Source organism: Carbonatibacter coralli, from assembly GCF_039592655.1.
GTDB lineage: Bacteria > Pseudomonadota > Alphaproteobacteria > Kiloniellales > Kiloniellaceae > Carbonatibacter > Carbonatibacter coralli.
Genome location: NZ_JBBUTJ010000003.1, coordinates 132,249 through 156,762 on the forward strand (window position 1 = coordinate 132,249; position 24,514 = coordinate 156,762).

The window sequence follows — 24,514 nt, forward strand, 5'->3', positions numbered from 1 at the left end:
TCAAAAAGCGGGTGAAAACTCAAAGAATAAAAAAACAAAAGCTATCAAATTGAGAGGGAGTTTTTATGTCTCGTGCTGAATCAAATGATGACCGGACCATTCTGGACATCAAGGATCTGTCGATTGAGCTGCCCAGGGGAAGCGACAGACCTTTTGCCGTTGAAAACGTCAATCTCCGGCTTGAAAAGGGCGAAGTCCTTTGCATTGTAGGAGAAAGCGGGTCCGGCAAATCCGTTATGACCAGTGCCATCATGAACGATGTTCCTCCCCGACTGAATATTGCGTCAGGTGAGGTTCTGTTCGATGGCAAGGATGTGCTGAAATTCACTGATGAAGAGCTGAATGACATGCGCGGTGCCAGAATCTCCATGATTTATCAGGAGCCCATGGCCGCCCTGAACCCTTCGATAAAGATCGGCGCCCAGGTTGATGAGGTCTTTGAGCTTCACAGACCGGACATCGACAAAAAGGGCCGAAAAGCAGAAACAATAAAGCTTTTCGAGCAAATGAAACTGCCGTCTCCCGAACGTATTTACGAAAGCTATCCTCACCAGGTTTCCGGCGGACAAAGCCAGCGTGTCGTCATTGCCATGGCACTGGCCTGCAAACCGGATATCCTGATTGCTGATGAACCGACCACAGCGCTGGATGTCACAACGCAGAATGAAATCCTTTTGCTGATCAACGAGCTCAAGGAAGTTTACGACAACGCCACAATTTTCATCACGCACGATTTTGGTGTCGTTGCCGAGGTCGCAGACCGCGTGGCGGTGATGTACAAGGGACAGGTCATCGAACAGGGAAGCAAAGAGGACATCCTGCTTCACCCAAAGGAAGATTACACCAAGCTCCTTGTCGATGCGATGCCTCTGCTTGAAACCACCCGCACGCCTGATGAACAACGAACAGACCCTCCCGTTGTCAGAGCAGAATCCCTGCACAAAACCTACGGATACGGAGCCAGCAAGGTTCATGCTCTCAGAGAAGCGAGCTTTGTGCTCCGTCCGGGTGAAACCCTCGGGGTCGTGGGGGAAAGCGGGTCCGGAAAATCCACCCTGGCAAAGGCCCTGATACGGCTCGTCGAACCCAACAGCGGTGCCATCTTTATCAATGATGAAGACTTTCTCGCCCTCCGTGGAAAAAATCTGGATCAGGCCAGAAAACATATTCAGATGATTTTTCAGGACCCCTACGGTTCACTGAACCCGAGCCATTCCGTCGGCTCCATGATTGCAAGAGCAGCCGAGCTTGCAGGCATGACCAACGCCAAGGCCAAGGCAAAGGCCAGAGAGCTTCTGGAGCTTGTTGGCCTGAAACCCGAAGCCTATCATCGCAAACCGCGCAATTTCTCCGGAGGTCAACGCCAGCGTATCGGCATTGCAAGGGCTCTGGCCATGGAACCGGAAGTTGTCATTGCCGATGAATCTGTCTCTGCGCTGGATCTTTCCGTTCAGAAGCAGGTTCTGCGCCTGATGAACGACCTGCAGAAGCGCCTGCAGGTTTCCATTATCTTCATCACGCATGACCTCCGCGTTGCTGCACAGATTTCTGATTACATCACGGTTATGGAACGCGGACAGATGGTTGAACTGGGAACGGCAGATGAAGTCTTCAACAATCCTCAGCATCCCTATACCAGAAAGCTTCTGGACGCCGCACCCGGCAAGGGATGGCACCCTCCCCGCCTGACGCCGCAGGAAGCGGAAGCCATTGCAGCCAACATGCAATAAGGTCTGTCGGGTCTTGTCCGGGCAAAAATCCCGGCAACAGAACAATATGGAGAAAGGGGGCTGGTGATGGCCCCTTTTTCTGTGAGGGATTCGCAAATGTTGTCTTGATCAGGCCCCTGACTTCAGGCTATTTCCTGCGATTGATTATCAATACAATCGACCTGCAATATCTCTTCACAGGGCAAGGCAATGAATGAGTTGAACGTAATCCTGCCAAAATCAGACCGAACCAACCCAGCAACACCGGTCCTGATTCCGGGCACAGGCAACCGGATCACCTGGCAGGACCTGAAGGAGAAAACAGCATACTGGCAAGAACAATTTGGCCAGGAACGCAAACTCATCGCCCTCGCTGCAGAACGAAACGCGGAAAGCATTTTTGCGTATCTGGCGGGAATTGAATCCGGTCACGTGATGGCAATGCTTCCCCCGAATGACGCGCAGGCGCTGAAGGCCTTCGAGCGGGATTTTGCACCGGACATCAGTGTTTGCTTTCAAAACGGTCTGCCTGAAATCCGGCAATCTCATTCTGTAGTTCCCTGTGAACTGCACCCTGATCTTTGCCTTCTGCTCCCGACCTCGGGGAGCACCGGTGTCAGTAAGGTTGTTCGTCTTTCCCGGCAAAATGTTGAATCCAATGCACAGGCCATCATTGACTATCTGAACCTGACAGAGCACGACAGATCAGCACTGATCCTGCCCTTGCATTACAGCTATGGACTGTCTGTTCTCCACTCACACCTGAAAGCCGGTGCAAGTCTTTACATTCCGGATGGCTCGGTGCTGGAGGCAGGATTTGCCCGGACAGTTGCTGACAATCAGTGCACCAATATTTCGGGTGTTCCCCACAGTTTCCGGCTGCTGGAGGAAACCGACTTCAGATCACATGAAATCCCTTCCCTGCGCTTCATGACGGTTGCAGGAGGGCGGGCATCTCCGGAAACCATCACGCAGTACACCCATTTCCTGCGCAAAAGCGGTGGAGAGTTCTTTGCCATGTACGGGCAAACAGAAGCAACCGCCCGCATTGCCTATCTGCCCCCCGAAGACGCCGTCCACCACGCAGACACAATTGGGCAGGCGATCCCGGGTGGCACTCTGAAACTACTGAATGAAGACGGCAGGGAAATCACAAAAGCAGGTGAAACCGGCGAACTGGTTTACAGTGGCCCCAATGTCATGATGGGCTATGCCCTTGATCGAAATGATCTCTCCAAAGGACAGGAAACAGACGAGCTCCGAACAGGAGACCTGGCCACGCGGGATGACAGGGGGTTCTATAAAATTGTCGGACGCCTGAAACGCATCTCCAAGATCTCCGGTCTACGCATAGGGCATGACAGTGTTGAGGCCGCCCTTGCCGGGCATGATATTGAGGCCATCGTCACAGGCAATGACAGCAAACTCTCGGTCCTGCATTGCTCCTCCTACGAGGATGAGCATGTCCGGAAACTGGTCGCAGATATCACAAAACTCCCGAACTTGGCCATTGAAGTCCTCTATAACGAAAACCTTCCACTGCTCGCATCAGGCAAGGTCGATTACGAAAAGGCAAAAAGCCTTTTCTCCTCTGCAAGACAGACATCTCCTTCTTCGGTTCAACAGCTCTACAGTGACATCTTTGCTCCAAAAACCGTCAAACCGGATGACAGCTTTGTCTCCCTGGGTGGTGATTCACTCAGATTTGTAGAGCTTTCGATCGCTCTGGAAAAACTTCTGGGCACCCTGCCTGACAAGTGGGAAGAACAAAGCATTACCGCTCTCGGGAACACCAGAGCTGGCTCCAAAAGCTATCTGACCATTGGCACTGATCTGCTGATCCGGGCCATCTCCATCCTGCTGGTCGTCGTCCACCACGCCACGCACTGGCCCATTCCGGGCGGTGCTGCAGCCATGACAGTCCTGATTGGTCTGGGGCTGGCACGTTTCCACTGGGATGCTGTTGTGAACGGCAATCCCGGACGGCTGCTCAATGGTATTCCCCTTGTGCTCTTTCCCTACAGTCTTGTTCTGATGGGCTATACAATCGGTTATGAACAGTTCCCATGGGCCTCGGCACTGCTTGTTGGCAATCTGGGTCTTGTCCACCCGCTGGACCGGGAGATGCTGCCATTCCTTTACTGGTTTGTAGAGCTTTATGTTCAGTCTGTTCTGCTGATCTATCTGCTGCTGTGCATCAGTTCCGTTCGGGACTACGCCAAAAACAATTCCTTCGAATTCGCGCTGGCACTGATTGGACTGGGGCTTCTGCTCCGCTTTGGTCTGGCAGAAACATGGGATTTCAGCGGCCGCCAGATCTTCACCCTTCCCTGGAACTTCTATCTGGTGGGATTTGGCTGGGCGATCTGCTTCGCAAAAACAACCCGACAAAAACTGACCCTGCTGGTTCTTGGCCTGATTGCCTTTCCGGCAGCGGCCTACTTTGGCGGAAACATGACACCGGGATGGGTCAAATACAGCCTGCAGATTGTGGTCATCGTCGCCCTGCTCTTCCTTCCCAGAGCGAAAGTGCACAAGGTCGTGGCGACAGCCGTTTTGTCTGTTGCTGCAGCCGGTTATCACATTTACCTCTTCCACCGTATCATTCCAAAACACTTCCCTGAATGGCTGGGCAAGGAACAGTTCCCGGAACTTTTCATCCCCCTGTCCATTCTGATCGGTGTTCTGTGCGGTTTTGCTGCATGGTATCTGCAGGGCATTCTGCTGAAGCTTGCAAAAGGCTCCTTCAGCTTTGAACAGCTGCGAATGAAGGTCAAAACCCTGCGCTGAAAAAGCTCCAATTCCGACTGAAAAACTCAGGATTTCCTAAGAATAATTCTCATTGACAACAGGTCTCAACTGCCTCATGAATATTGCGAACTATTCTTAGTCACATTTTGGATCGTGTTATGAAAAGCAAAACTCTTCTGGCTGCATCCAGCCTGATCGCTCTTTCTGTATCTTTCGGCTCACAGGCTGTTGCTGCTGACAAGGCCGCTGTTCTGGAAACATACAAGAAGATTGCGCACGCTGGTTACGAAGACTCCCTGATCACTGCAAAGGCACTGCAAAAGGCTGTTGAGGCACTGGTTGCAAACCCTTCAGAGGAAACACTGGCTGCTGCGCGCACGGCATGGGTTGAGTCCCGCGCTCCATACCAGCAAACAGAAGTATACCGCTTCGGCAATGCGATCGTTGATGACTGGGAAGGCAAGGTCAACGCCTGGCCGCTGGACGAAGGCCTGATCGACTATGTAGACGGCGGCTATTACGGCGAAGAGTCTGATGAAAATGCTCTGTTCCGTGCGAATGTGATTGCGAACCCTGTATTCCAGCTGGGTGGCGAGACAATCAACGCCTCCGTGATCTCCAAGGAACTGCTGGCAGAAACCCTTCATGAAGTTGACGATGTGGAAGCCAACGTTGCAACAGGTTACCACGCCATTGAATTCCTGCTGTGGGGCCAGGACACCAACGGTAACGGTGCTGGCGCAGGTGATCGTCCCTACACAGACTTTGATGTCAACAACTGCACCGGTGGTTCCTGTGAACGCCGTAACCACTACCTGCTGACAGCAACAGATCTTCTGATCGACGACCTGCAGTGGATGACAGAGCAGTGGACTGCAAACGGTTCTGCCTCCAAAGCCCTTGACGAGGAAGGCGAGAACGGCGGCCTGATCACCATGCTGACCGGTATGGGTAGTCTGTCCTACGGTGAACTGGCAGGTGAGCGCATGAAACTCGGCCTGTTGCTGAACGATCCGGAAGAAGAGCACGATTGCTTCTCTGACAACACACACTACTCTCACTTCTATGATGCAAAAGGCATCCAGAACGTGTTTGCCGGTTCCTACACACGTGTTGATGGCTCTGTCGTCTCCGGCCCGGGCCTGAAAGACCTGCTGCCTAAGGCAGAAGCCTCCGAGCTTGGCGGTGCACTGGATGACACCATGTCCAAGATGCAGGTTCTGGTCGACTTTGCAGAGAAAAAAGGTCAGTCCTATGACCAGTTGATTGGCGAAGGCAACACAGAAGGCAATGCGGCTGTTCAAGCTGCCATCGATGCCCTGCTGGTTCAAACCAAGGGGATCGAGCGCGCCACATCTGCGCTGAAACTGGATGCAATCGAGTTCGAAGGCTCTGACAGCCTGGACAACCCTTCTGCAGTTCAGTGATCTGAATCATTGCCTGATTTCGGGCTCTGAATGATAAGTGGCAGGCCGCTCTTGTGGCCTGCCCTTTCCCGTTTAAAACAAAAGAAAACAATACCATGCGTCACCCCATTCTTTTCCCGTCCCTTCTCCTAGCAGGCCTGATCAGCGCTCTTCCGTTTTCTTCAGGGGCCACTTCCATCCCGTCAGAGCTCTATGAGGCAGGAGAAGAAAAACCGGGGGGTGACACAAGCCATAAAAAACGTCTGAACAAGAACGCCTTTTCCCATTCCTCGGCCAACCTGCCGTTTGAAAAGGAGCTGGATTTCAAAGTCGGCAACGGCTTTTTCAAGAAAATCTGGGTATCCTCTCCGGCTTCAACAAAAGCCTCTGACGGCCTTGGTCCCCTTTTTAACGCACGTTCCTGCCAGCGCTGCCATTTAAAAGACGGACGCGGACACCCTCCAAAGGCAAATTTTCCTGAAGACAATGCTGTTTCCATGTTTCTCCGCCTCAGCATCCCGCCTCAAACGGAAGAGGATCGACGTGCACTGGAAAGCGGTCGCCTCAATGTCATTGCCGAACCAAACTACGGCACACAGCTGCAGGATTTCTCCGTGCAGGGCGTTCCCGCCGAAGGGCGCATGCACATTGAATACAGTGAAGAGATCATCACCCTGTCTGATGGCGTTGAAGTCAGCCTGAGACACCCGACTTACAGCGTTACAGATCTTCAATACGGAGAACTTCATCCTGACACCATGCTGTCCCCGAGGGTGGCCCCCCAAATGGTCGGACTGGGCCTGCTGGAACTGATCCGGGAAGAGGACATCCTGTCCCGTGAAGATCAGGACGACCAGGATAACAACGGCATATCCGGAAAGGCACAGCGCGTATGGAGCCTGCATCAGGACAGGCTCGCTCTTGGGCGCTTTGGCTGGAAGGCCGGAAATCCGGATGTCGACCAGCAAAACCAGGGAGCTTTTGTCGGAGACATCGGCCTTTCCACTCCGCTTTTTCCGTCACATGCAGGTGAATGCACGCCATCCCAGGTTCTGTGCCGGAAAGCACCAAACGGAGCAGATCCGCAATACGACAATCTGGAAGCCTCGCAAAAGGTTACAGATCTGGTGCTTTTCTACACGCGAAACCTGGCGCTGCCAATCAGGCGTGATGCCCGCAAACCCGAAGTTCTTGCCGGAAAGGCCGTTTTCAATTCCATCGGCTGCGCAGACTGTCATCGTCCAAGCTATGTCACAGGCCCCTCGGAAAGCTCACCACATCTGGCCAGTCAGAAGATCTGGCCCTACAGCGATCTGCTGCTGCATGATATGGGTGAAGGTCTTGCCGACAATCGACCTGAAGCTCTTGCCAACGGGCAGGAATGGCGGACAGCACCATTGTGGGGGATCGGAAAAACCCGCATCGTCAACGGGCACACATTTTTCCTTCATGATGGCCGTGCCCGCAATTATCTTGAAGCCATTCTCTGGCATGGTGGCGAGGCTCGGGAAACGCGTGACAGGGTCATAGCCCTGTCTGCGGAAGATCGCCAAAACCTGCTCGCCTTTTTGGACTCCCTTTGAGAGAAACCCATGCTGAAACAGTCCCTCTATCGCTCAATCCTGCTTGGCCCGCTTTTTGTTCTCGGGTCCCTTTCCCTTCCTGTTTCGGCACAGGGTCAGGAAGCTGACAGCGCAGCGTTGTCAGCCCTGACAAAATCCGTGACCGAACAGGTTGTTGTTCCGTCCTACAAAACGCTCTCCGAAGAAAGTTCCGCCCTTTCGGAAATGACAGCCGGGGCCTGTCGTGACAACGATCTGAACGCAGAAGAGTACAGCGATGTTTTCCAGGGCTTCAGGAAAACCATGCAGGCCTGGCAAACCGTTCAGCATTTTCGCTTTGGTCCGATTTCTGAAGACAACCGCCATCACCGCATGCAGTTCTGGCCTGACAAGAAAAACCTGACAGCGCGACACCTTTCCAAATTGATCAGGGAAACGGCCGAACGCCCCGTCACCAGCGCGGAACTGGCTCAAAAAAGCATCGCAGTGCAAGGGCTCTCTGCCTATGAACGCATGCTGACGGATGAAAGGAAAAACTTTTGCCAGTTGGCCCCTGTCATTGCAGAAAACATCGAGGTTATCGCTTTCCAGACACTTTCTGAATGGCAAAACCCGAGAGGTTTCTCCAGGATTTTCACAGCCCCGACAGAACAGGATCTCGCTTACCGCTCCTCCCGGGAAACTGCGCGGGAACTCCACTCCTCACTGGTTGCACTGCTGCAGTTTGTGGACGATATCAAGCTCAAGTCAGTCATGGGCAAAACCCAGAAGAAAGCCCGTCTGAAACGCGCGGAAAGCTGGCGCAGCGAACAATCCCTTCTCAATATGAAAAGCAACCTTGAAGCTGCACTGGCCCTCTATGAAGCCGGGTCTCCCTCCATGCAATCCTTCCTGAGAGACGAGGAAACAGCGGAAAGCATTGATCGCATCGCAGTGACAGCCCTCAAAAACAGCATCGCCTTGCTGGAAGAACTGGGGCCAAGCTATCAAGCCGCTCTGGAAACAGAGGAAAACTACCAGAAACTCCAGCTTGTCAGGGAAAACCTTCTGAACGCGCGCGATGCCGTAGAAACCGATCTGCTGAACATCATGGGGCTGGGCATTGGTTTTAATGCCCTCGATGGCGACTGATGGGAAGCAGGCGTCCTTCAGGTCCTGCCCTTGATCGGCGGGAGCTCCTGACAGCCCTGGGATTGTGTCCCCTTGCCTCTCTGGCGGGCGCATCACTTTTGACACGCCCGGCAGCCGCACAGACCTGGAACCAGCGCTTCCTGTCCTCCGCCCTGCGTAGTGACGGTATGAATGCAGCAGTTTTGTATGATCTGCAAGAAGGCGTTCTTTTTGAAACCATCCTGCCCGACCGGGCACATGGACCGGCCCTTTCCCCCGATGGCAGCATCGTCGTTATGGCAGCCCGTCGTCCCGGCCGATGGGCCGAAGTGATCGACATGGGAACAGGACAGACGATAACCCGTCTCTCCAGCCCGGCAAAACGACACTTTTACGGCCACGCTGTTTTCAGCAGGGATGGTCGCCACGTCTTCACGACAGAGAACCACTACGAAAAAGCCATCGGCATTATCGGCATCTGGGAAACATCGAACTGGCAACGCATTGGCGAATGGAACAGTGGCGGCATTGGTCCCCACGAACTTGTCCTGTCTCCCGACGGTACAACACTTGTTGTTGGCAATGGCGGCATACAAACACATCCTGACACAGGGCGGGAAAAGCTCAATCTCGAGACAATGCGCCCCAATCTCTCCTACGTCTCAGTGCAACAGGGACAGGTTCTCCAGCGGGCAGAACCTCCGGCAAAATGGTTCCAGTGTTCACTCCGTCATCTGGACGTGACACAGGATGAAGACGGAACCCTGCTGACCATTGTGGGTGCTCAATATGAAGGCCCGGAACAGACTGTCGCTCCGCTTATTGCACTGCATCGTTTCGGAGAGTCCCTGTCTTTCGCACCGGTTGCACCGGAGTTGCTGCAACGCCTCAATCACTATTGCGGCTCTGTCCGTTTTACCCAGAACGCGGAAAGCTTTGCCATTACCAGTCCACGCGGAGGGACCGTTGTTTTCGGTTCTGTATTCGAAGCTCTCGACAATCCCGACGAACTGGAACTTGAGAGCTTTGCAGCAAATGACATCTGCGGTCTGGGCGCCAGAAACAACAGCATTCTTCTGACAACCGGCACAGGCGATATCCTGTCAGAGGATATGGAACTGGGTTTTGATCCCTACAGACTTGAAAAGACCCGCACACGATTGCAATGGGACAACCACCTGCTCTGGGTATAAAAAAAGGCTGCAATGCAGCCTTTTTTGTTTCTTGATGCAACAGTTCTGCTCAGAGCCATTCCGGAACGCTGTCCATGGCAATGATGTCCTCGATGGCCGGACGCTTGCGGATGACATGATACCTGTCACCATCCACCAGCACTTCGGGAACCAGCGGACGGGAATTGTAGGTGCAGGCCTGTACAGCACCATAGGCTCCGGCAGAATAGACAACCAGCAGATCCCCTTCCCCGACAACAGGCAGGGTCCGCCCAAGACCGAGATAATCGCCTGTTTCACAGACGGGACCGACAATATCCGCAACGATTGTTTTTCCTGAAGGATCAGGTTCGTTCACGGTACCGATTTCATGATGTGCCTCATAAAGTGTCGGGCGGATCAGATCATTCATGGCTCCGTCAACAATCACGAAGTTCTTTCCTTCGCCTTCCTTGACATAGACGACTTCTGTCAGAAGGATCCCGGCATTTCCCGCAATCAGACGCCCCGGTTCGAAAACCACCTTGCAGTTGAGTTTCTCGACATGCTTTTTGACAACAGCAGCATATTCGGTCGGCAACGGCGGCGTTTCTTCATCATGTTTGTAGGGAATACCCAGACCGCCACCCAGATCAACATGATCAATCGGATGACCATCCGCCCGCAGGTTCCCGATCAACTCTCCCAGACGCGCAAATGCGGCATCAAAGGGTTCAAGCTGCGTAATCTGACTGCCGATATGCATGTCAATGCCTGTCGCCTCAACGCCGGAAAGCTCCTTGGCAAGGGCATAGACAGCCGGGGCCTGTTTCCAGGGAATACCAAACTTGTTTTCGGATTTTCCTGTCGAGATCTTCGCATGGGTCTTTGCATCAACATCCGGATTGATGCGCAGGGAGACATGAGCCGTCTTGCCAAGATCTGTGGCAACTTTCGAAAGACGGCGAAGTTCCGGTTCTGACTCCACATTGAAACAGTAGATGCCGGCTTCAAGGGCAAAGGCAAGCTCCTCATGTGTCTTGCCAACACCCGAGAACATGATGCGTTCAGCAGGAATGCCTGCTGCCAAAGCCCTCTTCAGCTCGCCTGCAGACACGACATCCGCACCACATCCTTCCCTGGCCAGCAACGACAATACGGCCTGATTGGAATTGGCTTTCATCGCATAGCACACCATTGCATCAATATCTGCAAAGGCATCCGCAAAGACATGATAGTGCCGACGCAAGGTTGCAGCAGAGTAAACATAAACAGGTGAGCCAACTTCTTCCGCGATTTTGGTCAGCGGAACATCCTCGGCAAAGAGAGTGCCATTACGATAATCAAAGTGATGCATAAGCCTGCCCTCAAAAAAACATTTGAGAACTTTGTGCCTCAGCTTTGAAAGCCAAAGCAACCCTGTTTTTTAAAAGAGCAGGAAATATCTTCAGTCCGAGAGCGCGCCCCTAAAAAGGTGCCGGATCCTGAAACGTCATCTCTTCTCCCGTCACCGGATGAACAAAGGACAACAATGACGCATGAAGACAAAGGCGCTCTGACAGCTCAAGAGCCTTGCCCGTTGCATAGAATGGATCCCCCAGAATGGAGTATCCCAATTCCTTCATGTGAACCCGCAACTGGTGGGAACGGCCTGTTATAGGCACCAGATCAATTCTGGAGACCGGCTCTCCCTGTCTTTCTTCATGAGCGCAAAGTTGCCAGCGCGTCAGGGCCTTTTTTCCCAGATCGTGATCAACCATTTGCAGGGGACGATTGGGCCAGTCACAGCGCAAGGGCAGATCAATTTCCCCTCTCTCCTGCTCGACTTTTCCGTAAACCAGGGAGACATAACGCTTATTGACCAGCTTGTTCTGAAAGGCAATTGAAAGTGCCCTGTGAATATCCTTGCTGCGGGCAAAGACCATAAGACCCGAAGTATCCATATCCAGCCTGTGAACCGTCAGAACATCCGGATAGATTTCAGCCAGCCTCAAGGCCACAGAGTCCTTGTTGTCTTCTGCCCTGCCAGGAACAGACAAAAGGCCTGACGGTTTTCGGACAATCACCAGACAGTCATCAGCAAAAAGAATATCCACCAGCAGCTCCGGACAACAGCACGCTCTCAACCCGGCTCTTGTCTCAGATCACCCTGCTCCGCTCAAGCTTTCTATTCAGCAATCCGCAGATTACTGAGTTCCGATCCGATTTTGCGAAAGGCCTGCTGGAGGGTTTCATTGTCCGGACTGTTAAAATAGTAATCCGCCTGGGAGGCACAATTTCTGTAAAGCTGCTCTGTCGCTGCATCATTGAGCTGAAAGATAATGGTGAAAATCCTGATCCCTTCATCTTTCATGGCTTCACAAATATTTGCCATTCTCTGATTGACGATCGTTGTTGCAGCAGACTGGCTGCTTGTTCCCAGACGTTCATCCCCCAGTTCTCCATAGGCTGTATAGTCTGTCGAAACCCACTCGTTTCGTCCGTCAGTCAGCATGACAACGACCTTGTCCATAAGCGGCTCGTCATAGTCAAAGGGTTGTGCAGCGGGCGTATCGTCCCCCCACAGGCCCCGCCACTTCGGGGAAAGTGTCCGCCATCCCCAAACCAGACCGATGTTCCCCATTGTTCCGCCGCCTCTCCAATAGGTCAGCGCATCAATACCGGCCTGAACCTTGGATTTGGAATCTGTAAGCGATGTAATTTCATGGCCACAGTTCTTGTTGGGCGTGCGCGGGTAATCATTGGATTCCCGGGTGCCAAATCGTTCGTAGTCATTATAGTTATAGCTTCGTGACGGAGCGACGAAGGTCTGGAACATACTTTCAGCGGGCGTTGCGTCATTCTGGTCATTCGGCGCATCCCTTGCCACAACACACCCTTTCCAGCTGGTCCCGGGGAAATCGGAAGCGCTGTGATTGTCGACCCATCCAAAACGATCAGCACCCGGATTGACTGTTGATGTAAAGGGCACCAGGGAAACCCAGAAATCATCAACCGTTTCATTGTCACCAAAAAGAATGTTCACAAGGTCGGTTGCCGCTGTTTTCAGGGCCCCTATTTTATTGTTGTTGCGCATGGAACCGGTTGTATCCAGAACAAGCGCCAGCTCCATTCCACGAACAGCCCGTTGAATTGTGGTAGAGGCTGCGACAGTAATTTCGTCCTGCCCAATGACTTTCAGAAAAGTGGTTTCAATCCTCACAGATGCTGTAATGGTCAGGCTTTCCCCTTGTGCATCGACCACCGGATTAAAGGACAACATCTGTGCATTCATATAGCTGTCAGGGAAATTTGCCTTGAAGACTGTATTGATTGTTCTGTTGAGATCATCGGAAAACAGCTCCTTGCCTCCGGCCAATCCTGCCGCATCAAGCGCGTAGCTCAACTGGCTCTTGAGCATATAGGCCCGTGTTGTATCAACAGCCAGACCAGCCATGCCAAGCATGGGCACCATCGCCACAGCAACCATGACGACACTCGCGCCGTCCTCATTTCCTGTGAAGGAACGGATCATACGTTTTATATGCAAAATAACTTGCCTCATTCCGAATTCCTGTAGATGCAGCGCACGTTTTCATAAGGGCAGAGTACCTCAAAACCCTTTCCTTTTCACTTTTTAATCACTTTTATTTACCCTTAATTTTAAACAATACTGTTAATTTAAAATTTTATTTAAATATTTTTATCATTAAAAAACAGTATGTTAATTTCAATTATTACTACATTACTAATCTTTAGATGCATTTTTATTAGTCTTTTCATAGAAACCGAAACGATAGTTGTTGCAAAGATCAGTCAAAAAAAGGACAGTCTGATCATCAAGTCCATCAACTTGATCTTGTGTGTTCAATGATCAAAGCAAAAATCTGGAGATTAGATCATGAAACTGTTCAACGAATTTCTTAAAGACGAGTCTGGCGCAACAGCTATTGAATATGGTCTGATCGCCGCGCTGGTTTCTGTTGCTGCCATTGGTGCCCTGCAGGCAATGGGTGGCTCACTGCAATCCATTTTCGGCGTTGTTGACACCGAGCTGACCAATGCCAGCACAAGTGCAACCTCTTCCGGTTCCAGCTCGAGCTCCAGCTCAACAACGACAACAACTGGCGGCTAAGCGTTCGCGCAAACCCACAGTCAACCGAACCCTGCCGGCAGCCATTTCTATCCATCCGGCCAGTCGGCAGGGCTCTCAAAAATCTGAATTCCTTTTTCCATCCATCAGGAGTTCACTATGTTTAACGTCATTTCCGGCGAAGTCTTTCTTGTGACTGTTTTTCTATCATTGCTGACACTTGCAGCAGTGATGGATCTTCGCTCTTTCAAAATTACCAATGACATCAATCTGGCTGTAGGCATTACGGCACTGGCATATCAGCTTTTCTTCGGAGAAATTCTGATTGCAATTGCTTTTGCTGCCTGCGTTTTAAGTGCCGGATTTATACTTTTTGCCTTTAAATTTCTTGGTGGCGGTGACGTCAAACTCCTTGCTGCAGGCTCTCTTTTCATGGGCTTTGAGCAGGGGCTATCCTTCCTGTTTTTCACAGCCGTTTTTGGCGGACTTTTTGCCCTTGTCTGGGTCAGGACAGGATTTCTCAGAAAAATTCTTGTTTATTACGGCCTGCCTGTTGAACACGACATTCCACAGGTCATCCCCTATGGCGTCGCCATTGCGGCTGCCGGTTTTTTCGTCACCTGGCAAAAGTTTGTGATTTAAGGAGTTTTCGGGATGTCAGTACGTTTTGTCTTCATACTCCTTCTGGCACTGATTTCAGCAACGGCAACAGTCTTCTTTGCAAACAACTGGCTTCAGTCACAGCGGGCCGCTCTCTCTGCACAGTTTGCCAATCAGCAACAAGAGGTGGAGCCAGAGCCCCAAATCATGGTTCTTGTGATGAAAGAAGCCGTCCCTGCAGGCAGTTTCCTCAAACAGGAGATGACACAATGGGTCTCCTTCCCGGAAGATTCTGTTCTGGAAAGCTATTTTTCCCAGACACCGGAACGCACCGAAGAACAGGTCTTTGAAGACATCACCGGTGCCGTTTTGAGAAATGGTATCACTCCGGGTGAACCACTGACCAGAGGCAAGATCGTTAAGCCCGGCGACAGAGGTTTCCTGGCTGCTGTCCTGAAGGCCGGGCATCGCGCCATTTCAGTTCCCATCAATGCAACAACCGGGATTTCTGGCTTTATCTTCCCCGGTGATCTTGTCGACATTGTCCTGACGCACTCCATGCCGGAGGGAGAAACGGAAAGAAGGGTTTCCGAAACCATTCTGCACAAGGTTCGCGTGCTGGCTGTTGACCAGAAAGTCAGCGCCAGTGAAGGCACGCCCACACCGGCCAAAACAGCAACATTGGAAGTCACAGCAAAACAGGTTGAAATCATTGCTGTTGCCATGGAAATCGGGCGTCTCTCCATGGCTCTGCGCAGTCTGGCACTGACAGAGACAGAAGAAGCAAGCATTGAAAACGGTGTCGTCACCTATCAGCCGGAACCCACCTATACGCTTGATACACAAGCCAGTCAGCTGCTGAACCTTCCCAAGCAGGTTGCCAAGAAGCAAAGCACCAAAACCATTCGGGTTATCCGCGGCAATGACATTTCAAAAGTTCCGGTAAAGTGAGGTCAGGATCATGAGAAAAACTGTTTTAAAAAAGCTTTGTTCCCTGGTCGCCCTCGGATTGCTGTTGTCACCAATGACAATGACGCCGTCCCACAGCGCTGAAACCGACAAGAGCACTGTCGGCGTGGATGCCCTCCCTCCCTTGCAGCTGGAAATCAACGCAGGACGTTTTATTGAACTCGGCAAACCTGCAGAAAGCATCTTCATCGCCAATCCGGAAATTGCCGACATTCAGCTTGAAAGCTCAAGACGCCTTCACCTCTACGGGAAGACCTACGGAGCAACGACGCTTTCCGTTCTCGGAAAAGGTGGAGAACTTATCTATACGAGAAACATCTTCATTGAGCACAACACGCAACAGCTCAATGAAACCGTAAAGCTGATCTATCCAAATACAGACGTACAGTTCAGCTCGCTGAACGGCAATCTGGTTGTATCCGGTGAAGCAAAGGACGCAGAGATGGCCAACAGTCTTCTCGCCCTTGCCGGACGCGTGACCGGTGATCCTGCAACAATAGAAAACCACCTCCGCATTGCAGCCCCGAACCAGGTTAACCTGCGGGTTCAGATTGCAGAGGTCAGCAGGGATATTACCAAGGAACTGGGGCTGAATTTTCAGGCAGCTTCCTCCTTTGGTGATCTTGGTGTCACGCTCTTTTCAGGGTCAGCAGATGCTATCAACAACAATATCATTACCGGTACATCAGCACTCTTTGCAGACACTACCTTTGGAGACACTGCTTTAAGAACTGTTATTGATGCCATTGATGACAAAGGATTAATCACGCTTCTGGCAGAACCCAATCTGACAGCAATCAGTGGTGAGTCTGCCAACTTTCTGGTCGGCGGGGAATTCCCCATCCCTCTGGCGACAGATGACGGTCTGGAAATTTCCTTCAAACAGTTTGGCATCAGTCTTGACTTTGTTCCCGTCGTTCTGGACGAGAAAACCATCCACATCAAGGTGGCCACAGAATCAAGCCAGATTTCCGATGTTGGCGCTCTTCAACTGAACGGTTTTCAAATTCCTGCCATCACAGTGCGCCGGGCCAATACCGCTGTTAATCTCGGCAGTGGACAGAGCTTTGCCATTGCAGGCCTGCTTCAGAATAACACCACACAAAATCTGAATGAGTATCCGGGACTACAGGAAATCCCGATCCTCGGCGCTCTTTTCAGATCCAATAAATTCCAGAGACAGGAAACCGAACTGGTAATCATCGTCACTCCTTACCTTGTTCGTCCTGTTTCAACACAGCTTGCACTTCCAACAGACGGTTATTCCCCTGCCAGCGACCTTGAACGCAGCCTGGATGGACGGCTCCACAAGGCACGTCTGGCAGATGGAACCACGGGGCCGGTGGATGGAACAGGACGGATGGGTCCTGTCGGCCCCGTGGGCTTTATTCTTCGCTGATTTCTGACCTGTGTGTTCTAGAAAGGCTCAAACCATGATGAAGAAAATCTTCCCGCTCTCCCTTCTGGCAGCTCTGGCCCTTTCAGCCTGCGCCAAGGATGAGCCATCCCCGACAGCCATCAGGCAGAACACCCATCCTGTTGTCAGCGATTTGAAATACAGCTACAGGGTGCCAGCCACAGCAGATGGAACCATTGCGGTTTCCGAACTGGCACGACTGGACAGCTTTGTCAGCGAAATCAATCCGACCTTCGGTGACAGTGTGGTCATCACAGGCGGGTCGCAGGACAGCCAGATTGAGCTGGAACGCTTTTTCAAAGCGCGTAATCTCGAGGTTTACCGCCAGACATCCTCTAACAGCAACATTACACTGCTTCTGTCCAAAGCTGTCGTGACCGTTGGAAACTGCGGCAACTGGAACGAGGTTGAAGATCCGACAAACGGACAGGCCCTTCCGGACAATCACGGATGCGCCAACAGGAACAATCTGGCGCGCATGCTTGCAGCCCCTGGCGATCTGCGCAACGGCCGAACACTTTCCAATACCATTGCTGGTCCGGAAATACTCGGCCTGCAAAAGTACAGAACCGGCACTCTGCGCACCCAGGAAGCAACCAGCTCAAACACAACAGGAGAACAGTAATGCAAGTCGCACAGTTCTCCCCTCTTCAGTTCTTCAACAAGGATGACAAGAAAGACCAGAATGTCAGCCTGCGCCAGGACGACACGGATGTTTTGCAGAGCAGCGCCGAAACAAGCCGTGCTCTGCCCGAAAACCTGCGGCATGCAAAGCACATCCTCAGCTTTACAGACGATGCGGAACTGGCCCAGACCCTGTCCAGACTTGTTCACGAGAAACGCATCGGCAAAACCGAGGTTATCCCGGGTGGTCTTTCCTCTGCACTTGTGATGGACGATCTGGATTGCGAGGTCCTGCTGCTGGATGTTGCAGGCAACGACACGGCCTTTGAATCCATCGAAACCCTCTGCCAGATGACCGAAGCCCGTATTGTTGTGCTTGGCGAAAAGAACGACATCGCGACCTACAGAAACTATCTGAAGGCAGGCGCATCGGATTACGTCTTCAAACCTGTTGATGATGACACCCTTATCCTTTCAACACTGCTTCCCGTTCAAAAGGAAGCTCCCGCTCCGAAAGCTGTTGTTGAACAGAAGTGCAAGCTGCATCTGATCATCGGGGCCAGAGGCGGTGTCGGCACGACAACTGTTGCCGTCAGCACGGCCTGGCAAAATGCCCATTATCTTGATCAGCAGACAGCCCTGATTGATCTGGACGTTCACTATGGCAGCTGTGCCCTTGCCCTGGATCTCATGCCGGAAAGAGGTCTCCGTGAAGCCCTGGAAAGTCCGGAGCGCATTGACGCGCTCTTTGTTGGCAGTGCCATGGTCAATGCAACGGACAGGCTTTTTGTTCTCGGTGGAGAAGACCCGCTTGATCAGGAGCTTTTTTTCAGCTCACACGCCGTAAAAACACTTTTGAAAGCCGTGTCCGAAAACTTTCAGTCCATCATTATGGACCTTCCCCGGCACATGGCCCTGTCTCACCCGGATCTGCTGCGTGATGCTGACAGCATCACAATTGTCAGCGATCTGACACTGGCAAGCCTGCGCGATACGCTCCGCCTGAAAAGCTGGCTCAAGGAACAACACCTCGACGCAGCGTGCTCCGTTGTGATCAACGAGAAAAACAAGGGCAAAACAGCGCTGAACAAGGCTGAATTCGAAAAAGGCCTGACAGACAGAATTGATTTCATCCTGCCAGCACTGGAAAAGCAGTCTGTAGAGGCCCAGGCGTCCGGCAAGGCCCTGTCCGATGTCTGCGGAAAACGCTCTGTCTACACAAAACACATCAATGAACTTGTCCAGAAAATCTCCGGACAGGAGCAGCAAAAAGCGAGGAAAAAATGGTGGCGATAGTTGACAGCATCGCCGCCCGAAGCAGACGCGCCTCCGGCGACGATCAGGACAGTTCAACAAGCGTCAATCTTATGGCGCTTCGTGATAAAATCCTCCCCAAGGTTACGCTTGCCATGCCTGCGGACAGCTATATCGCCAAACCCAGAGGCGAAAAGGCGGCGCTCGTCATGTCCATTGTGGAAGAGTTCAAGCAGGAGTTCTCCGTTGAACTGAACCCCCTGCAGGAACGCAATCTGGTCACAGCACTCATAGAGGCCCGCATCGCTTCTGCAAAACTCGAGGAAGAGCAGCGCCTGATCAAGCAGTATGATCTTGATCCGGTAGAGGCTACACCACAGGACAAACCTTCCGGCAGGAGCGAAGTCACCGAACCCGAGGTTCAACAGCAAAAAACCGAAAGCCGGAATGATGCCTTTTCAGCAACCGGTGCAAACAATGAACGCGTCCGGGAAGCCGTTGAAAAGGTCCGCCCTGTGTTGCTGAACAATATGGATGTCTCTGCTGCGGCCCGCCTGAGCCGACAGGAACTGGCAGAAGAAATCAACAAACTTGTTGGTGATGCCTTGAGGGATACAAAAATTCAGCTCAACTCGCTTGAAACCCGGAACATGGTGACCATTCTGGTCAATGACATGCTGGGGTTGGGACCGCTGGAAAGCCTGCTGGCAGATGATGCCATCACCGACATTATGGTCAATGGTCCCAAGCAGGTATATATCGAGCGCGGTGGCAAGCTCGTTTTGAGTGACGTAAACTTTCGTGACAATGCCCATGTCATGGCCATTGCAACACGCATTGTCAGCAATGTAGGCAGACGTGTTGATGAAAGCTCACCACTCTGCGATGCCCGCCTTGACGACGGTTCGCGTGTCAACATCATCATCCCTCCCCTGGCCATCGACGGTCCCTCGATTTCAATCCGGAAATTTTCCGAGAAAAAAATCACACTGGAAATGATGGCACAGACCCACACCATTTCCACTCCGATGATGCGCGTCTTGCAGATTGCCTCCCGCTGCCGCATGAACGTTTTGATTTCCGGGGGTACAGGTTCAGGGAAAACCACAACACTCAATGCCATGAGCCGCATGATTGATATCGGGGAGCGCGTTGTAACCATTGAGGATGCGGCAGAACTGCAATTGCAGCAGCCTCACGTTGTCCGCCTGGAAACCCGCCCTCCCAGCCTTGAAGGCAAGGGCGAAATCACAATGCGCGATCTTGTGAAAAACGCACTGCGTATGCGTCCGGACCGCATCATTCTTGGCGAGGTTCGCGGCAGCGAAGCCCTCGACATGCTTCAGGCCATGAACACCGGGCACGAAGGCTCCATGGGCACCATTCACGCCAACAACCCCCGTGAAGCCCTGACCCGTCTGGAAAACATGATCGCCATGGGGGGCTTCAACCTCCCGCCCAAGGCAATGCGTCAGCAGATCGCCTCTGCGGTTGACATTATCCTGCAGGTCAGCCGTATGCGCGACGGCAAGCGGCGAATTACAAGCGTCAGCGAAGTCGTCGGCATGGAAGGTGACATCATTACCATGCAGGAGCTTTTCGCCTATCGCTTCGAGGGCGAGGACGCTGACGGCAACCTGATCGGCAATTTCGAGCCAAGCGGCCTGCGTCCTAACTTTGCAGAAAAAGCCCGTTATTTCGGTCTGGACAAACCACTGCTGGAGGCGATGAAAGAATGAACAGTCTCCTCAAAACCCTGGACGCAGACACAGTTGAACTCATTCTCGTGGGAACAGCACTGCTGGCCATCCTCTCTGTCATCTTTTTGTTTTCAAGCATTCTCGACAGCAACAAAAAGAAAAAGGCCAGCCGCCTCTCCCGTGTCAGCGCCGTCACAACATCTGAAAAAGCCGCTCTGCAGAACTCCATTCTTGTCAAAAGCAACGAGAAGAAACTTGATCAGGTTCTGATGCGCTATTTGCCCAATCCTGAAAAGCTGCGCGCAAGGCTCAGAAAGACCGGCTATTCGATCCGTCCGGCTCACTATCTCCTGATTTGCGCAACCATCTGGGCAACAGAAACCCTGTTTCTCCTGTTCAGGATGGACGCGGTGCCCATTATCGCAGTGATGACAGGCTTTGCAGGTGGTCTTTTTATTCCCCACGTTGTGGTGACCTATCTGATCAACAAGAGAAAGACAAAGTTTCTTCAGAACTTCCCTGAGGCTCTGGACATTATGGTTCGCGGCCTGAAAGCCGGTTTGCCGGTCACGGAATCAATTGCTGCTGTCGGGCGCGAAGCCGCTGAACCCGTAGGTTCACTCTTTCGCAGCGTTGCCGACCAGATCAAGGTTGGGGACAGCCTCGAAGAAGCCATCACAGCTGTTTCCCGCGATATTGAAGCCAATGAACTCAAGTTTTTTGCAATCACTCTGTCAGTCCAGCGCGAGACGGGGGGCAATCTGGCCGAAACACTGGAAAACCTCTCCGAGATTCTCAGGAAGCGCCGTCAGATGCAGCTCAAGATCAAGGCTGTCTCCTCCGAGGCGCGCGCCAGTGCAATGATTCTGGGTTCCCTGCCCTTTGTCATGTTCTGTCTGATTTATCTGGTCAGCAACGAATACATTATGGGCATGCTCAATGATCCCAGAGGTCATGTCCTGATCGCTGCGGGACTGACATCCATGACACTTGGTATCGCGGTCATGGCCAAGATGGTGAGGTTCGAGATATGAATCTGGATGTCTATCTGAAATTTCTGCCTTTCGAGACGTCAACAGAAGAGCTGACGATTTTCTCCGCCTGCCTCTCTGTTGCCTTCGCGGTCATCGTTACAGCCCTGCCTTTTGTGGAGAAACGCCCCAACAGCAAACGCCTCAAGGCCCTTCGGGACAAACGCACAGACCTGATGGATCAGGCAACGAAAGCCAAACGTCGTGGACTGAGCGAAAAAGGGCACGGTCTCGCCAGCAAAATGGTCACCAAAACCAAACTCCTGGGCGGACAGACAGCCGAGACAGCAAAGATGAAACTGGCTGCTGCCGGCTATCGGTCCAGAGAGGCCATGATCAACTATCTCTTTTTGAAAGTCTGTCTGCCCGCCACCTTTGCCATTGGCGCAGTCATCGCACTCTATGGGCTCAATCTCTATGACCTGAGTGACAATGGAAAGCTGATCACATCCCTGCTGCTGGTTATCATTGGTGCCTTTGCGCCTGATATCTATGTCAAAAACCAGACAGACAAGAGGAGGCAGCTGCTCATCAAATCCATCCCGGATGCTCTTGATCTGATGGTGATCTGTACGGAATCAGGCCTGAACCTTGATGCTGCCCTGATGCGCGCCGCAAGGGAAATCCGCCTGACCTCTCCGGAGCTTTCAGACGAGCTTGAACTAACATCCATCGAACTCGGCTTTATGAGCGAACGCCGGATCGCTCTGGAAAACTTTGCAAAGCGAACAGGCATCCCCAGCGTTGAAGCCCTGACCAGCACACTCATTCAGGCCGAGAAATACGGTACCCCCCTGTCTGCATCTCTAAGGGTTCTGGCCAACGAAATGCGTGATGAACGCCTGATGAAAGCAGAGGAAAAAGCTGCAAGACTGCCAGCCACACTGACAGTCCCCATGGTGATCTTTATCATGCCATCGCTTTTTATTGTTCTCATCGGCCCGGGTATTCTGGGCGCGATTGATGCCTTCAGCAAGCTTTAAGCAGCAGGGAAACCGGAATGTTCAAGTGCGTATCAGCTGCTCAGGGATTGATAGAATGCTCGCAGGGAGCGAACCCGTTCCAGCGGGTCCTGCAGACCGTGCAAAGTGCGGAAGTACTGAATGTTCCGCTCCAGGCTGACGCTGTCAAAATCCTGTGCAGAAAGCTGACGTGCCTTTTCAAACTGTCCGGAGATACCGTAAATCAGCGCAAGAGTGGTTCTGTGCTGATACCGGCGGCCGCCCTTTTCCAGCGCTTCGGTCCCCAGTTGAATGGCTTCATCGTATTGACCGGTCAGAGCCAGGGAAAGCCCCTTGTTCGAAAGCAGATCGGCATTTTCAGGAGCCAGCGCCAACCCTGCGTCATAGTAGCTGCGCGCAACATCAAAGGCACCGGACAAATCGTTGCTCACTCCCAGTCCAAGATAGCTTCTGTGATCAGACGGATCCTGCTCCAGGGCCTGACGGTAGAAGGTGACGGCAAGATCAGGCTGGCCCAGAACAACAAGGGCATTGCCCAGTCCACGCAGGGCCTCGGTATTTTTGGGATCTTTCTGCAAGGCGGCCCTGAAGGCCTCTGCCGCTTCGTCACTGGCCCCACCCCTGGCAAGAACGTCACCGAGGGAAACAAGCGCTTCAAGCCTGTCCGGATCAACTCTGGCCGCGGAACGATACAGCGTCGCAGCATCCTGAAAGCGTCCTGCTCTCTCGGCTTCCCGGGCCGATTCCACAAGGGCCTGATAGGTTTTCGAAGCAGACTGGAATTCCGACTGGCTTTCCGGCGCGCCCTTTCCAAACTCGACACTCTTGTCAAACTGGCAGGCAGACAGAAGAACCGCAGCAGAGACAAAGAGCGCTGTTTTCAAGAAACCTTTACCATGAACGAAATGAGGCACGTTCCTGTTCTTACTCACTGGAAGGGACATTGCTGATGACTTTCAAGAAACATAGTAATAATAATACTCTAGGACAAATTGATAATCTTTTCCAGCGCTTTAGGCTGTGTCAAAAAGGGAGCGCGCTGATCGAATTCGGATTTGTTGCTCCCATCCTTATTCTCTTTATTGTCGGCATCATGGAAGTTGCCATGATCATGTTCGCCAACGGTCTGGTTGAAGGCGGTGTGCGCGAAGCCGCCCGTTTTGCAATCACCGGCTCTGAAATCAACGGAAGATCCAGAGAAGAGCATATCATTGATCGCGTCAATCAGGTGACACTAAATCTCTTCAATCTGGATGAAAGCAATGTCGACATCCTGATTTATCCAAGCTTCGAAGACATCGGCAAGCCCGAACCCTTTCAGGATACAGCGCCGGCAAACGGACAATTTGATGACGGGGAAGATTTTAACGATATCAATGGTAATGGTGTATGGGATCAGGATATGGGTGTTGCCGGCGCCGGAGGACCGCAGGACGTTGTAATCTATCGGGTCAATTACACCTGGCCTCTGATGACGGGAATGCTTGCAAAAGCGATTGGAACCAGCATTGACATGCAGGCTTCCATTGCAGTCAGGAATGAGCCTTATGAAGACCCTTGAAACACTTCTTTCCCGTCTGGGTTCCCTGTGCAGGTCTTTCAAGCGCAACGAAAGAGGTGGCGTTCTGATCGAGTTTGGCTTTGTCGCACCTGTCCTTCTGCTTGTACTGGTCGGAAGCTTTGAAACAGCGCGCTATATCTACACCAGCCAGAAAATCCAGCGGACAGCAATGACACTGGCAGATCTGGCCTCAAGAACCAAAACCATTGACCAGAACGATATCAACAACCTCTTTGCAGCGGCACAGGAGGTCGCAAAACCCTTTGAACTGGATGGCAGCAGCAGAATTTATATTTCATCCGTGGAAAATGACGGCAACGACAATCCCGTTGTCGGATGGCAGGACAATGATGGCAGCCTGATTTCCATCAGCAGCGTCGGTATACAGGGCGGCGCCGCAGTTCTTCCCGACAATTTCCTGATCAACAACAATCAATCGATTATTGTTGCCGAGGTTTACTTCCAGTACCGCCCCGTTTTTGTCAGTATCATCGGGGATCGGATTATCAGTCATCGCGCCATGTTTCGCCCCCGCCTTTCCCTGACCGTCAAAAGGGAGTGATAAAAAAGCAGCCAGAACCTTTCACAGGCTCCAACTGCTTTTCATTGATCCCGGGACCCTCCGGAAGAACAGA

The 24,514-nt window shown here is 52.3% G+C and carries 21 protein-coding genes; 17 read left to right on the top strand and 4 right to left on the bottom strand.

Features of this window, described 5'->3' with window-relative positions:
* Positions 1 to 65: 65 nt before the first annotated feature.
* The 6 genes from AAAH10_RS09035 (at position 66) to AAAH10_RS09060 (ending at position 9,731) form a co-directional block, all read left to right on the top strand.
* Positions 66 to 1,730 (top strand): dipeptide ABC transporter ATP-binding protein, encoded by a 1,665-nt coding sequence (locus tag AAAH10_RS09035; protein ID WP_343562711.1) that lies wholly within the window; start codon positions 66 to 68, stop codon positions 1,728 to 1,730.
* Between the two features lie 189 nt (positions 1,731 to 1,919).
* On the top strand, positions 1,920 to 4,499 hold the full coding sequence (locus AAAH10_RS09040; RefSeq protein WP_343562713.1) for an AMP-binding protein: 2,580 nt from the start codon (positions 1,920 to 1,922) through the stop codon (positions 4,497 to 4,499).
* 119 nt (positions 4,500 to 4,618) lie between these two features.
* On the top strand, positions 4,619 to 5,887 hold the full coding sequence (locus tag AAAH10_RS09045) for an imelysin family protein (protein WP_343562714.1): 1,269 nt from the start codon (positions 4,619 to 4,621) through the stop codon (positions 5,885 to 5,887).
* Between the two features lie 95 nt (positions 5,888 to 5,982).
* A complete protein-coding gene (locus AAAH10_RS09050) occupies positions 5,983 to 7,449 on the top strand; it encodes a di-heme oxidoreductase family protein (RefSeq protein ID WP_343562715.1) in 1,467 nt (488 codons plus the stop codon).
* A 9-nt stretch (positions 7,450 to 7,458) separates the two neighbouring features.
* A complete protein-coding gene (locus AAAH10_RS09055; RefSeq protein WP_343562716.1) occupies positions 7,459 to 8,559 on the top strand; it encodes an imelysin family protein in 1,101 nt (366 codons plus the stop codon).
* Complete coding sequence (locus AAAH10_RS09060) at positions 8,559 to 9,731, top strand: DUF1513 domain-containing protein (RefSeq protein ID WP_343562718.1); 1,173 nt, start codon at positions 8,559 to 8,561, stop codon at positions 9,729 to 9,731. The genes AAAH10_RS09055 and AAAH10_RS09060 overlap by 1 nt, the downstream gene beginning before the upstream one ends.
* A 49-nt stretch (positions 9,732 to 9,780) precedes the next feature.
* On the opposite strand, the gene lysA is transcribed toward AAAH10_RS09060, so the two are convergent.
* The 3 genes from lysA to AAAH10_RS09075 form a co-directional block, all read right to left on the bottom strand.
* On the bottom strand, positions 9,781 to 11,046 hold the full coding sequence (gene lysA / locus AAAH10_RS09065) for a diaminopimelate decarboxylase (RefSeq protein ID WP_343562720.1): 1,266 nt from the start codon (positions 11,044 to 11,046) through the stop codon (positions 9,781 to 9,783).
* Positions 11,047 to 11,155: 109 nt separating this feature from the next.
* Positions 11,156 to 11,785 (bottom strand): pseudouridine synthase, encoded by a 630-nt coding sequence (locus AAAH10_RS09070; RefSeq protein WP_343562722.1) that lies wholly within the window; start codon positions 11,783 to 11,785, stop codon positions 11,156 to 11,158.
* Positions 11,786 to 11,856: 71 nt separating this feature from the next.
* Positions 11,857 to 13,233 carry a pilus assembly protein TadG-related protein gene (locus tag AAAH10_RS09075; protein WP_343562724.1) on the bottom strand — a complete coding sequence of 459 codons (1,377 nt, stop codon included), beginning with the start codon at positions 13,231 to 13,233 and terminating at the stop codon, positions 11,857 to 11,859.
* 336 nt (positions 13,234 to 13,569) lie between these two features.
* On the opposite strand from AAAH10_RS09075, the gene AAAH10_RS09080 reads away from it, so the two are divergent.
* From AAAH10_RS09080 to AAAH10_RS09120, 9 genes are all read left to right on the top strand, one after another.
* Positions 13,570 to 13,803: a Flp family type IVb pilin gene (locus AAAH10_RS09080; protein ID WP_343562726.1), complete on the top strand. Its 234-nt coding sequence runs from the start codon at positions 13,570 to 13,572 to the stop codon at positions 13,801 to 13,803.
* Positions 13,804 to 13,920: 117 nt separating this feature from the next.
* On the top strand, positions 13,921 to 14,403 hold the full coding sequence (locus tag AAAH10_RS09085; protein WP_343562728.1) for an A24 family peptidase: 483 nt from the start codon (positions 13,921 to 13,923) through the stop codon (positions 14,401 to 14,403).
* A 12-nt stretch (positions 14,404 to 14,415) separates the two neighbouring features.
* Entirely contained in the window at positions 14,416 to 15,312 is an 897-nt protein-coding gene (cpaB, locus tag AAAH10_RS09090) for a Flp pilus assembly protein CpaB (protein WP_343562729.1), read from the top strand.
* 73 nt (positions 15,313 to 15,385) lie between these two features.
* On the top strand, positions 15,386 to 16,729 hold the full coding sequence (locus AAAH10_RS09095; protein ID WP_343562730.1) for a type II and III secretion system protein family protein: 1,344 nt from the start codon (positions 15,386 to 15,388) through the stop codon (positions 16,727 to 16,729).
* Between the two features lie 34 nt (positions 16,730 to 16,763).
* The gene (locus AAAH10_RS09100; RefSeq protein ID WP_343562731.1) at positions 16,764 to 17,372 is read left to right on the top strand and encodes a CpaD family pilus assembly lipoprotein; all 609 of its coding nucleotides are present in this window, start codon (positions 16,764 to 16,766) and stop codon (positions 17,370 to 17,372) included.
* On the top strand, positions 17,372 to 18,667 hold the full coding sequence (locus AAAH10_RS09105) for a CpaE/TadZ family protein (RefSeq protein ID WP_343562733.1): 1,296 nt from the start codon (positions 17,372 to 17,374) through the stop codon (positions 18,665 to 18,667). Before AAAH10_RS09100 ends, AAAH10_RS09105 begins: the two co-directional genes overlap by 1 nt.
* Positions 18,658 to 20,364, top strand: a complete 1,707-nt coding sequence (locus AAAH10_RS09110; protein WP_343562735.1) for a TadA family conjugal transfer-associated ATPase — start codon at positions 18,658 to 18,660, stop codon at positions 20,362 to 20,364. The genes AAAH10_RS09105 and AAAH10_RS09110 overlap by 10 nt, the downstream gene beginning before the upstream one ends.
* Positions 20,361 to 21,359: a type II secretion system F family protein gene (locus AAAH10_RS09115; RefSeq protein ID WP_343562737.1), complete on the top strand. Its 999-nt coding sequence runs from the start codon at positions 20,361 to 20,363 to the stop codon at positions 21,357 to 21,359. Before AAAH10_RS09110 ends, AAAH10_RS09115 begins: the two co-directional genes overlap by 4 nt.
* On the top strand, positions 21,356 to 22,339 hold the full coding sequence (locus tag AAAH10_RS09120; RefSeq protein WP_343562739.1) for a type II secretion system F family protein: 984 nt from the start codon (positions 21,356 to 21,358) through the stop codon (positions 22,337 to 22,339). Before AAAH10_RS09115 ends, AAAH10_RS09120 begins: the two co-directional genes overlap by 4 nt.
* Before the next feature lie 32 nt (positions 22,340 to 22,371).
* On the opposite strand, the gene AAAH10_RS09125 is transcribed toward AAAH10_RS09120, so the two are convergent.
* Positions 22,372 to 23,202: a tetratricopeptide repeat protein gene (locus AAAH10_RS09125; RefSeq protein WP_343562740.1), complete on the bottom strand. Its 831-nt coding sequence runs from the start codon at positions 23,200 to 23,202 to the stop codon at positions 22,372 to 22,374.
* A 65-nt stretch (positions 23,203 to 23,267) separates the two neighbouring features.
* Between AAAH10_RS09125 and AAAH10_RS09130 the strand changes: the two genes are divergently transcribed.
* Positions 23,268 to 23,879: a TadE/TadG family type IV pilus assembly protein gene (locus AAAH10_RS09130; RefSeq protein ID WP_343562742.1), complete on the top strand. Its 612-nt coding sequence runs from the start codon at positions 23,268 to 23,270 to the stop codon at positions 23,877 to 23,879.
* Positions 23,866 to 24,441, top strand: coding sequence for a TadE/TadG family type IV pilus assembly protein (locus tag AAAH10_RS09135; RefSeq protein WP_343562744.1), 576 nt, complete (start codon positions 23,866 to 23,868; stop codon positions 24,439 to 24,441). The genes AAAH10_RS09130 and AAAH10_RS09135 overlap by 14 nt, the downstream gene beginning before the upstream one ends.
* The last annotated feature ends 73 nt before the right edge of the window (positions 24,442 to 24,514 follow it).

What these genes read in the sequence shown, in the direction of transcription:
- AAAH10_RS09085 (WP_343562728.1), top strand. Translation starts at nt 13,921, where the DNA reads ATGTTTAACGTCATTTCCGGCGAAGTCTTTCTTGTGACTGTTTTTCTA.
- AAAH10_RS09035 (WP_343562711.1), top strand. Translation starts at nt 66, where the DNA reads ATGTCTCGTGCTGAATCAAATGATGACCGGACCATTCTGGACATCAAG.
- AAAH10_RS09075 (WP_343562724.1), bottom strand. Translation starts at nt 13,233, where the DNA reads ATGAGGCAAGTTATTTTGCATATAAAACGTATGATCCGTTCCTTCACA.
- AAAH10_RS09045 (WP_343562714.1), top strand. Translation starts at nt 4,619, where the DNA reads ATGAAAAGCAAAACTCTTCTGGCTGCATCCAGCCTGATCGCTCTTTCT.
- AAAH10_RS09060 (WP_343562718.1), top strand. Translation starts at nt 8,559, where the DNA reads ATGGGAAGCAGGCGTCCTTCAGGTCCTGCCCTTGATCGGCGGGAGCTC.
- AAAH10_RS09135 (WP_343562744.1), top strand. Translation starts at nt 23,866, where the DNA reads ATGAAGACCCTTGAAACACTTCTTTCCCGTCTGGGTTCCCTGTGCAGG.
- lysA (WP_343562720.1), bottom strand. Translation starts at nt 11,046, where the DNA reads ATGCATCACTTTGATTATCGTAATGGCACTCTCTTTGCCGAGGATGTT.
- AAAH10_RS09040 (WP_343562713.1), top strand. Translation starts at nt 1,920, where the DNA reads ATGAATGAGTTGAACGTAATCCTGCCAAAATCAGACCGAACCAACCCA.
- AAAH10_RS09100 (WP_343562731.1), top strand. Translation starts at nt 16,764, where the DNA reads ATGATGAAGAAAATCTTCCCGCTCTCCCTTCTGGCAGCTCTGGCCCTT.
- AAAH10_RS09120 (WP_343562739.1), top strand. Translation starts at nt 21,356, where the DNA reads ATGAATCTGGATGTCTATCTGAAATTTCTGCCTTTCGAGACGTCAACA.
- AAAH10_RS09130 (WP_343562742.1), top strand. Translation starts at nt 23,268, where the DNA reads ATGACTTTCAAGAAACATAGTAATAATAATACTCTAGGACAAATTGAT.
- AAAH10_RS09050 (WP_343562715.1), top strand. Translation starts at nt 5,983, where the DNA reads ATGCGTCACCCCATTCTTTTCCCGTCCCTTCTCCTAGCAGGCCTGATC.
- AAAH10_RS09055 (WP_343562716.1), top strand. Translation starts at nt 7,459, where the DNA reads ATGCTGAAACAGTCCCTCTATCGCTCAATCCTGCTTGGCCCGCTTTTT.
- AAAH10_RS09105 (WP_343562733.1), top strand. Translation starts at nt 17,372, where the DNA reads ATGCAAGTCGCACAGTTCTCCCCTCTTCAGTTCTTCAACAAGGATGAC.
- AAAH10_RS09095 (WP_343562730.1), top strand. Translation starts at nt 15,386, where the DNA reads ATGACAATGACGCCGTCCCACAGCGCTGAAACCGACAAGAGCACTGTC.
- cpaB (WP_343562729.1), top strand. Translation starts at nt 14,416, where the DNA reads ATGTCAGTACGTTTTGTCTTCATACTCCTTCTGGCACTGATTTCAGCA.
- AAAH10_RS09080 (WP_343562726.1), top strand. Translation starts at nt 13,570, where the DNA reads ATGAAACTGTTCAACGAATTTCTTAAAGACGAGTCTGGCGCAACAGCT.
- AAAH10_RS09115 (WP_343562737.1), top strand. Translation starts at nt 20,361, where the DNA reads ATGAACAGTCTCCTCAAAACCCTGGACGCAGACACAGTTGAACTCATT.